The organism is Acinetobacter stercoris, from assembly GCF_900323515.1.
Lineage (GTDB): Bacteria > Pseudomonadota > Gammaproteobacteria > Pseudomonadales > Moraxellaceae > Acinetobacter > Acinetobacter stercoris.
In genome coordinates this window covers 1-10,022 of record NZ_OOGT01000151.1, presented here as the reverse complement: position 1 = coordinate 10,022, position 10,022 = coordinate 1, and the positions used below count along the sequence as shown (strand labels likewise).

The following is a 10,022-nucleotide window of genomic DNA, read 5'->3' as shown; positions in this document are numbered from 1 at the left end:
GGATACAGCTACTGGTACTGTCAATCCTCGTGTACAACAAATTGTAGTCCGCTTACTTGGGGATCTGTTTCAGGCAATCGAAGATCTTGACCTCTCTCCTTCTGAAGTCTGGAAAGGCCTAGAATATTTTACAGATGCTGGAAAGGCAAACGAATTAGGTTTGTTAGCAGCTGGTCTCGGTCTCGAACATTATTTAGATTTACGTGCTGATGAAGCCGATGCCAAAGCAGGTATCACGGGTGGAACACCGCGTACCATCGAAGGACCTCTATACGTTGCTGGTGCTCCCGAATCCGTAGGCTTTGCCCGTATGGATGATGGTTCCGAATCCGATCACATCGATACATTATTCATCGAAGGTACTGTAACTGATCCTGAAGGTAATATCATTCCAAATGCCAAAGTAGAAGTCTGGCATGCAAATGGATTAGGTAACTATTCTTTCTTCGACAAGTCGCAATCTGAGTTTAACCTGCGTCGTACTATCCTGACTGACGAAAACGGTAAATATGTTGCCCAAACAACTATGCCTGTAGGCTATGGTTGCCCTCCTGAAGGCACAACTCAGTTCGTACTGAATCTTCTGGGTCGCCACGGTAACCGCCCTTCTCACGTACATTACTTTGTTTCTGCACCAGGTTATCGCAAACTAACAACTCAGTTTAATATCGAAGGTGACAAATACCTTTGGGATGACTTTGCATTTGCAACCCGTGATGGTCTGGTTGCTACAGCTGTAGATGTAACCGATGAGGCAGAGCTTGCTAAACGTGGTCAGAATAAACCTTTCAAACACATCACTTTCAATGTTGAGCTTGTGAAAGAAAAAGCTGATGCTCCAACAACTGAAGTGGATCGTCGCCGCGCTAGCGCATAAAAATGGAACCGAGACTTAGTCACGATAAGTCTCGGTGACTGACCCAATACATTGGAAAGTCGGAGAACGGACATGCCTCGAATTCCTGTGATTAATACAAGCCATCTTGATCGTATAGATGAATTACTTGTAGATAATTTTGAAACTGGTGAATTTAAATTACACCGCTCAGTTTTTACCGATCAAGCTTTGTTTGATCTTGAAATGAAATATATTTTCGAAGGTAACTGGGTTTACCTGGCACACGAAAGCCAAATTCCAAATAATAACGATTATTACACGACTTATATTGGTCGCCAGCCAATTATCATTGCTCGTAACCGTAATGGTGAATTGAACGCTATGATTAATGCCTGCTCACATCGTGGCGCGCAACTATGTCGTTATAAGCGTGGTAATAAAACGACCTATACTTGTCCTTTTCATGGATGGACATTTAACAACTCAGGTAAATTGCTGAAAGTAAAAGATCCAAGTGATGCAGGTTATTCAGACTGTTTCAACCAAGATGGTTCACATGATCTTAAAAAAGTTGCTCGTTTTGAGAGCTATAAAGGTTTCCTCTTTGGTAGCTTAAATCCTGACGTACCTTCTCTTGAAGAATTTTTAGGTGAAACAACTAAAATCATCGACATGATTGTGGACCAATCTGATCAAGGGTTAGAAGTACTACGAGGCTCATCAACCTATACTTTTGATGGTAACTGGAAACTAACAGCGGAGAATGGAGCTGATGGTTATCACGTGTCACAGGTACACTGGAACTATGCAGCAACAACACAGCAGCGTAAAGAAAAAGAAGCTGGCGATAATGTTCGTGCCATGAGTGCAGGATCTTGGGGTAAACAAGGTGGCGGCTCATACGGCTTTGAGAATGGTCACATGCTGTTATGGACACAATGGGGTAATCCTGAAGATCGTCCAAACTTCCCGAAAGCAGAAGAATATACGGAAAAATATGGCGCAGCGATGTCTAAATGGATGATCGAGCGTTCACGTAATCTGTGCCTATACCCGAACGTTTATTTGATGGATCAGTTTGGTTCACAAATCCGTGTAGTTCGCCCTATTTCTGTCAATAAATCAGAAGTTACAATCTATTGCATCGCACCTGTTGGCGAGGCTCCTGAAGCACGCGCACGCCGGATTCGTCAATATGAAGATTTCTTTAATGCTTCCGGAATGGCTACACCTGATGATCTTGAAGAATTCCGTGCTTGCCAGGCAGGTTATGCGGGTATAGAGCTTGAATGGAATGACATGTGTCGTGGTTCAAAACACTGGATTCAAGGCCCAGATGAGGTTGCTGATGAAATAGGTCTGAAACCACTCATCAGCTGCATTAAAACCGAAGATGAAGGCCTATACCTTGCGCAACATCAGTACTGGTTAAAAACCATAAAACATGCCATTGCAGTAGAAAAGGAAATTGCTGATCAGGGAGAAACTGCATGAATGCTGCCGCAAATGAAAAAGTTAGCATTGAAACTGTAAGTCAGTTCCTATATCAGGAAGCCCGTTTCCTTGATGATGAACAATGGGACGACTGGTTAAACTGTTATGCACCTTCTGCATCGTTCTGGATGCCAGCCTGGGATGATGATGACAAACTTACTGTTGATCCTCAGTCTGAAATTTCATTGATCTACTACCCTGATCGTCAAGGTCTGGAAGATCGTATTTTTCGTATAAAAACTGAACGTTCTTCAGCAACGATGCCTGATACACGCACTAGCCACAATATTTCAAATGTTGAAATTATTGAAAGAAATGGCGACAAAATAACAGTTCGTTTTAACTGGAATACTTTAAGTTTCCGTTACAAAACCAACTACAGCTACTTCGGTATGTCACGTTACGAAATCGATTTTTCAGGTGAACAACCCAAGATTTTAAGCAAATATGTTGTGCTTAAAAATGATTATATCAATCAGGTCATTGATATTTATCACATCTAACTGCAACCATTTCAGCCAAACGGAAATTTGGCTGAAACATTCAAATAAGTTTTAAATTTTTATGTAGGACACAAAGCCATGTCAAACCACAATGTTGCACTTCAATTTGAAGATGGCGTAACCCGTTTTATTACTGTTGCTGATGGTGAAGCACTTTCTGATGCAGCATACCGTCAAAAAATTAACATTCCTCTGGATTGTCGTGATGGTGCTTGTGGTACATGCCGAGCGTTCTGCGAATCTGGTACATATGATATGCCAGAAGAAAATTACATTGAAGATGCATTAACACCAGAAGAAGCTGCTGAAGGCTATATTCTGGCTTGTCAATGTAAACCAACTTCTGATGCTGTATTTAAAATTGCCGCTTCATCTGACGTATGTAAAACCCAGATCAATAAATTTGAAGGGACACTTTCTCGTGTAGAAAACCTTTCTGATTCAACCATTACATTTGATATTCAACTTGATGAGGGTCAGCCAGACATTCATTTTCTTGCAGGTCAATATGTAAATGTTGGAATTCCAGGCTGTGAAGAAACACGTTCCTATTCATTCAGTTCTAAACCAGGTAATCGTTTGACTGGCTTTGTTGTACGTAATGTTCCAAACGGCAAAATGAGTGACTTTTTAAGTAAAACTGCAAAAGCAGGCGATAAAATGTCATTTACTGGGCCATTTGGTAGCTTCTATCTTCGTGATGTCACTCGACCAGTTTTAATGCTTGCAGGTGGTACAGGAATTGCTCCGTTCATGTCCATGCTGCAAGTATTAGAAGAAAAAGGTTCTGAACAACCTGTTCGTTTAGTTTTTGGTGTGACCCATGATTTCGATCTGGTTGCAATCGAAAAACTCAATGAACTACAAGAGAAATTCCCTTGGTTCGAATACCGTACAGTTGTTGCACATGAAGACAGTCAGCACGAGCGAAAAGGCTACGTGACAAGCCATGTCGATAATGAATGGTTAAATGGAGGCGATGTTGATGTGTATCTCTGTGGCCCTGTTCCAATGGTTGAAGCAGTACGAGGTTGGTTAGACAAAGAAGGTGTACAGCCTAAAAACTTCTTATTTGAAAAATTTTCTGCAAATTAATGTATTTAAGTATTCATCAAGTCTGAATGGATACTTAAACAAAAATGTTATCGCGAATTGCAACATGGATGTTAATGGTTGGACAGGGATTATATGGAAATAATTTATCTGTCCAGCACTGGTTTTCTTGCGGAGAAATTCTCTTCTTTTGTCAGAGAACAAGATAAGAGGAATTGCCTACACAAAATGATTAAAACCTTAAAAGATAAATGCGATTATATGGAAAGCTCTTTTAATCCTTGATTATTCAAAGATTAATTCAAAATTCTGTATTCATGAGTTACATCAATAAGGATTAGAGAAATAATGTCAGATCGTCAAAGATTTAAAGACAAAGTGATTATTGTTACTGGTAGTGCACAAGGTATAGGTCGTGGTGTTGCTCTACAGGTTGCTTCTGAAGGTGCTCAAGTTGTCATGGCTGATCGCTCTGAGTACGTCAATGAGGTTCTAGCAGAAATCAGACAAAATGGTGGTGATGCCGTCACTATCAATGCAGATCTCGAAACTTTTGCTGGTGCAGAAGCAGTCGTTGCTAAGGCGATTGAAACATATGGGCGTGTTGATGTACTTATCAACAATGTTGGTGGTGCGATCTGGATGAAACCTTTTCAGGAATTTACTGAAGAGGAAATCATCAAAGAAGTCAATCGTTCGCTGTTCCCTACGCTCTGGTGCTGTCGCGCAGTTTTGCCTGAAATGATTAAAAATCAAAAAGGTACAATTGTAAATGTATCTTCAATCGCAACACGTGGTATCAATCGAATTCCATATTCTGCATCCAAAGGTGGAGTAAATGGTCTCACCGTTTCCCTCGCTTTTGAACACGCAAAAGATGGTATTCGTGTAAATGCAGTTGCGACAGGAGGTACAGAAGCTCCTCCAAGAAAAGTACCGCGCAACACGACACCACTTTCCGACGATGAAAAAGCGTGGATGCAACAGGTAGTCGATCAAACTATTGATAGTACGTTCTTGGGTCGGTATGGAACAATCCAGGAACAAGTCAATGCAATTACATTTTTGGCATCTGACGAGTCGTCATATATGACAGGCACTGTAGTTCCCGTTGGTGGAGGAGATCGAGGTTAGACCTCGATTTTCTATTTGCATTCTAGACAGTCACATTCTGCAAGGAGGCGCAAGTGGCAACCCTATTAAAAACATTAAAAGATGATTGGTCGCTCTCTGCAACAGTTGCAGGTTTTTTAGCTGTTCTTATTTCATATTCTGGCCCGCTGATCATTTTCTTTCAGGCAGCACAACAGGCCAATGTCTCCACTGCCATGATGATTTCATGGATATGGGGGATTTCGATAGGCGCTGCTGTCGCAGGAATTTATCTATCCATCAGATTCAAAGTCCCAGTCATTACTGCCTGGTCAGCGCCTGGAACAGCCTTATTGGTTACGTTATTTCCGCATATTTCACTCAATGAAGTGATTGGTGCTTATATCACTTCCGCTATTGTTATTTTTCTGATCGGTATTTCTGGCTATTTTGATAAACTTTTAAAATGGATTCCACATGATATTGCCGCTGGCATGATGGCAGGTATCCTCTTCCAGTTTGGCATAGGTTTGTTCACGGCAACAGATACCATGCCAGTTATCGTATTTGCAATGTTACTATGTTTCTTGATTGTAAAACGTTTTTCACCGCGTTATAGCATGGTTTGGGTGCTCCTATGCGGGGTCTCACTCAGCTTGCTTTTAGGAAAAATGAACCCTGTAGATGTCAATTTCAGTCTAGCTATCCCACAATTTATTGCTCCAGAATGGACATGGAGTTCAACACTCAACCTTGCAGTACCTCTCATCCTGGTCAGCCTGACAGGTCAGTTTTTGCCTGGTATGGCAATCTTTAAACTTAGTGGTTATGACGTTCCTGCCAAACCTATCATAAGTGTAACCAGTATTGCTTCTTTAGCAGTTGCCTGTGTAGGGGGTATTACTATTGTACTGGCTTCAATCACTGCTGCCCTTTGCACAGGTGAACATGCACATGAACTCAAAGAAAAACGTTATATTGCGGGAATCGCGAATGGTGTGTTCTACATTTTAGGGGGAATTTTTGCTGGTAGTATTGTTATGCTATTTAGCATGCTACCAAAGGAATTGGTTGCTGCACTTGCAGGTCTGGCATTGCTCGGTGCGATTGCAACAAATATCACGGTTGCCATGAAAAATGATGAACAGCGTGATTCTGCTCTAATTACTTTTCTGGCAACAGCATCTGGAATGCATTTTCTAGGACTGAGTTCAGTTTTTTGGGGTATTTGTATTGGTATCGTCGCCCATTTAATCTTGAGTAAACGAAAATCCTCTCAAATTCCATTACAACAATCTAGCAAGAATGAAGCTTAGATTGGGTCATTGTTCAATTAGGAAAGATTATGATTGATAAAAGTTCAGCTTCATTAACCGAAGTACTTTCAAAGATTAAAGACGGTTCAACCATCATGATTGGTGGTTTTGGTACAGCAGGACAACCTGCTGAACTCATCGATGGCTTAATTGAATTGGGAAAAAAAGAGCTGGTCATTATTAATAATAATGCAGGCAACGGCGATTACGGTTTAGCCAAACTCATCAAAGCAGATGCTGTTCGTAAAATCATCTGTTCTTTCCCGCGCCAATCGGATTCTTATATTTTTGATGAAGCTTATCGTGCTGGAAAAATCGAGCTAGAACTCGTTCCTCAAGGCAACCTCGCCTGTCGTATCCAAGCTGCGGGTATGGGACTCGGTCCAATCTATACACCAACTGGTTTTGGGACTTTACTGGCTGAAGGAAAACCAACACTGAACTATGAGGGTAAAGACTATGTTCTGGAAAATCCTCTTCGTGCCGATTTTGCACTGATTAAAGCACAACAAGGTGATCGTTGGGGAAATCTGGTTTATCGCAAAGCAGCCCGTAATTTCGGTCCAATCATGGCAATGGCAGCAGATTGTACCATTGCACAGGTTTCAGAAGTCGTTGAACTTGGTGCTTTAGATCCTGAACATATCATCACCCCAGGTATTTTTGTTCAACACGTTGTTGCTGTTAAACCAGCACAGTAATCCGATGGAGAGATAAATCATGAGCTATAACAAACTAACTCGCGATCAGATTGCAGAACGTGTTGCACAGGATATTCCAGATGGAGCTTATGTCAATTTAGGCATTGGTTTACCGACTAAAATTGCAAGTTACTTACCTGCTGATAAAGATGTATTTTTACATTCTGAAAATGGTTTATTAGCATTTGGTCCACCACCTGCTGCGGGTGAAGAAGATCCAGAACTCATCAATGCAGGTAAAGAATTTGTCACGATGCTAACGGGTGGCAGTTTTTTCCATCATGGTGACTCATTTGCGATGATGCGTGGTGGTCATCTTGATATTGCAGTATTGGGTGCATTTCAGGTTGCAGAAAATGGTGATTTGGCAAACTGGCATACAGGTGCGCCAGATGCTATCCCGGCTGTAGGTGGTGCAATGGACTTGGCAGTAGGTGCTAAAAAAGTGTTTATCACCACTGATCATGTGACCAAGAAAGGTGAACCGAAAATTGTTGAATCACTGACTTACCCCGTTACAGGAAAACACTGTGTCGATCGCATCTATACAGATCTTTGTGTAATAGATGTGACGTCAGAAGGTCTAAAAGTCATCGAAAAGGTTGCAGGTTTAAGCTTTGAAGAATTACAAAGTTTAACTGGTGCCAAGTTAACAGATGCAACTGATTAATAATCCCTCTTAACCTCCCTTTAATTAATAAATGGAGTAAATCTCTAATTGTTTAAAATAGAGATAAAAAGTCCCCCCCTTTACAAAAGTGCGGGGATTTACAAAATGGAAAATATGAAAATGAAAAATGCATATATCGTAGATGCAATCCGTACACCTTTTGGCCGTTATGCAGGTGGACTTGCACCAGTTCGTGCAGATGACTTAGGCGCTTTACCCATCAAAGCACTCATAGAGCGCAACCCATCTGTAAACTGGGAACTGGTTGATGATGTCATTTATGGCTGTGCCAATCAGGCAGGTGAAGACAACCGTAATGTGGGTCGTATGTCAGCACTTTTAGCAGGTGTACCATATCAGGTTCCAGCAACAACCGTGAATCGTCTATGTGGCTCATCACTAGATGCTGTGGCCATGGCTGCTCGTGCGATTAAAGCCAATGAAGCTGATTTGATCATTGCTGGTGGTGTGGAATCAATGTCTCGTGCTCCATATGTGATGGGCAAATCTGAGGGCGCATTTGGTCGTACACAAAAAATTGAAGATACAACGATGGGCTGGCGCTTTGTTAACCCAAAAATGAAAGAAGCTTACGGCATTGATAGCATGCCTCAAACTGCTGAAAATGTTGCTGAACAATTTAATATTAATCGCGCTGATCAGGATAGCTTTGCGCTTGCCAGCCAACAGCGTACTGCAGCAGCTCAAGCCAGAGGCTTCTTTGATAAAGAAATCATTCCTGTCACCATTCCGCAGCGTAAAGGTGATCCGATAGTCGTCGACAAGGACGAACATCCACGTGCTTCTACAACCATTGAAGGTTTAGCAAAACTAAAACCTGTGGTTAAAGCAGACGGCACTGTTACGGCAGGTAACGCTTCAGGAATTAATGATGGTGCATGTGCATTACTTATCGCATCGGATGAAGCACTAAAGACACATGGCTTAAAAGCACGTGCCAAAATTATTGGTGCAACCACTGTTGGCGTTGAACCTCGAATCATGGGCTTTGGTCCTGCTCCAGCGATTAAAAAACTCCTGAAACAAACAGGTTTAACCCTTGAGCAAATGGATGTGATCGAGCTCAATGAAGCTTTTGCAGCTCAAGCTTTAGCAGTTACCCGTGATTTAGGTATCGAAGATGGCTCAACAAAAGTAAATCCCAATGGCGGTGCGATTGCAATTGGTCACCCACTTGGTGCTTCAGGCGCACGTTTGGTGACGACTGCACTCAATCAACTTGAAGAAACTCAAGGACGATATGCACTATGTTCTATGTGTATCGGTGTTGGTCAAGGTATTGCACTTATTATCGAAAGAGTTTGAAACAAATAATTTGAAAATTCTCCTCCCTTTTAAAGGGAGGTTGGGAGAAATTGAATGCCAACATTTACATCAAACGATGCAGAACTCAACTATCAGACTTTTGGTGATGCATCCAGACCTGCACTGATTTTTTCAAACTCTTTGGGTACAAAGTTCAGCATGTGGCAAACGCAAATTGATCATTTTAAACATGATTATTTTGTGATTTGCTATGATACTCGTGGGCATGGACAGTCATCAGCCCCTCAAGGACCTTATACAATTGATCAACTAGGTCTCGATGTCACTAATTTATTAGACCATTTAAATATTCAAAAAGCTGATTTTTGTGGTATTTCTATGGGAGGACTAACAGGACAATGGCTTGCCATTCACAAGCCAGAACGTTTTAACCACATCGTTGTTTGCAATACTGCAGCAAAAATTGGTCAGGAACAAGCATGGTTAGACCGTGCCAAACTTGTCCGTGAACAAGGTCTGAAACCAATTGCAGAAACAGCAGCATTACGATGGTTTACCGAACCCTTTATCCAGAGCCAAGCAGCAACTGTACAAGCAATGAGTAACGATTTGGCAGCTGGCAGCTCCGAAGGCTATGCAAGTTGCTGTGAAGCTTTGGCTAAAGCGGATTTACGTGAACAGTTATCATCGATCCAAGTCCCTGTTTTAATCATCGCAGGTCAACAGGATCCTGTAACAACAGTGACTGATGGCGAGTTTATGCTTGCACGTATTGCCAATTCAAAAATATTTGAAATCAATGCATCACACATTTCAAATGTAGAACGCCCTACTGATTTTAATCAGGCACTAGAGAAATTTATTTCTGAGTAATTTTTAAATAATTTTTTTGTACATAGAACTAAACCCTATAAATTTTAAATAATTTATAGGGTTTTTATTAAATGCTGGGATTGTTGAAATTTTAACTTAGTATTTTAAATTTTATAAAAATTATGACTCAAATTATTTTAGACTTAAATAAATTTGCAATTCTCACAACTGCACAGTTTTAGCTCAGTTTTAGCT

General features: G+C 41.2%; 10 protein-coding genes. All 10 read left to right on the top strand.

Translation table 11 applies throughout. The features are described 5' to 3' along the window. Positions 1-877: catechol 1,2-dioxygenase (gene catA / locus KPC_RS14170; protein WP_121975008.1), on the top strand; the 877-nt coding region annotated here is incomplete at its 5' end. A 72-nt stretch (positions 878-949) separates the two neighbouring features. Further along, the gene (gene benA, locus KPC_RS14165; protein ID WP_121975007.1) at positions 950-2,332 is read left to right on the top strand and encodes a benzoate 1,2-dioxygenase large subunit; all 1,383 of its coding nucleotides are present in this window, start codon (positions 950-952) and stop codon (positions 2,330-2,332) included. Continuing rightward, complete coding sequence (gene benB, locus KPC_RS14160) at positions 2,329-2,835, top strand: benzoate 1,2-dioxygenase small subunit (RefSeq protein WP_121975006.1); 507 nt, start codon at positions 2,329-2,331, stop codon at positions 2,833-2,835. Before benA ends, benB begins: the two co-directional genes overlap by 4 nt. Positions 2,836-2,913: 78 nt before the next feature. Continuing rightward, a complete protein-coding gene (gene benC / locus KPC_RS14155; RefSeq protein WP_121975005.1) occupies positions 2,914-3,930 on the top strand; it encodes a benzoate 1,2-dioxygenase electron transfer component BenC in 1,017 nt (338 codons plus the stop codon). Between the two features lie 306 nt (positions 3,931-4,236). Next, positions 4,237-5,022: a 1,6-dihydroxycyclohexa-2,4-diene-1-carboxylate dehydrogenase gene (locus KPC_RS14150; protein ID WP_121975004.1), complete on the top strand. Its 786-nt coding sequence runs from the start codon at positions 4,237-4,239 to the stop codon at positions 5,020-5,022. A 53-nt stretch (positions 5,023-5,075) separates the two neighbouring features. Next, entirely contained in the window at positions 5,076-6,296 is a 1,221-nt protein-coding gene (gene benE, locus KPC_RS14145; protein WP_121975003.1) for a benzoate/H(+) symporter BenE, read from the top strand. Between the two features lie 29 nt (positions 6,297-6,325). Next, positions 6,326-6,997, top strand: a complete 672-nt coding sequence (locus KPC_RS14140) for a 3-oxoacid CoA-transferase subunit A (RefSeq protein ID WP_121975002.1) — start codon at positions 6,326-6,328, stop codon at positions 6,995-6,997. Between the two features lie 19 nt (positions 6,998-7,016). Beyond that, the gene (locus KPC_RS14135) at positions 7,017-7,667 is read left to right on the top strand and encodes a 3-oxoacid CoA-transferase subunit B (protein ID WP_121975001.1); all 651 of its coding nucleotides are present in this window, start codon (positions 7,017-7,019) and stop codon (positions 7,665-7,667) included. Positions 7,668-7,787: 120 nt separating this feature from the next. After that, entirely contained in the window at positions 7,788-8,993 is a 1,206-nt protein-coding gene (gene pcaF, locus KPC_RS14130) for a 3-oxoadipyl-CoA thiolase (RefSeq protein ID WP_121975000.1), read from the top strand. 54 nt (positions 8,994-9,047) lie between these two features. After that, positions 9,048-9,827, top strand: a complete 780-nt coding sequence (gene pcaD / locus KPC_RS14125) for a 3-oxoadipate enol-lactonase (protein ID WP_121974999.1) — start codon at positions 9,048-9,050, stop codon at positions 9,825-9,827. Positions 9,828-10,022 lie beyond the last annotated feature (195 nt).

What these genes read in the sequence shown, in the direction of transcription:
- benA (WP_121975007.1), top strand. Translation starts at nt 950, where the DNA reads ATGCCTCGAATTCCTGTGATTAATACAAGCCATCTTGATCGTATAGAT.
- benB (WP_121975006.1), top strand. Translation starts at nt 2,329, where the DNA reads ATGAATGCTGCCGCAAATGAAAAAGTTAGCATTGAAACTGTAAGTCAG.
- benC (WP_121975005.1), top strand. Translation starts at nt 2,914, where the DNA reads ATGTCAAACCACAATGTTGCACTTCAATTTGAAGATGGCGTAACCCGT.
- KPC_RS14150 (WP_121975004.1), top strand. Translation starts at nt 4,237, where the DNA reads ATGTCAGATCGTCAAAGATTTAAAGACAAAGTGATTATTGTTACTGGT.
- KPC_RS14140 (WP_121975002.1), top strand. Translation starts at nt 6,326, where the DNA reads ATGATTGATAAAAGTTCAGCTTCATTAACCGAAGTACTTTCAAAGATT.
- KPC_RS14135 (WP_121975001.1), top strand. Translation starts at nt 7,017, where the DNA reads ATGAGCTATAACAAACTAACTCGCGATCAGATTGCAGAACGTGTTGCA.
- pcaF (WP_121975000.1), top strand. Translation starts at nt 7,788, where the DNA reads ATGAAAAATGCATATATCGTAGATGCAATCCGTACACCTTTTGGCCGT.
- pcaD (WP_121974999.1), top strand. Translation starts at nt 9,048, where the DNA reads ATGCCAACATTTACATCAAACGATGCAGAACTCAACTATCAGACTTTT.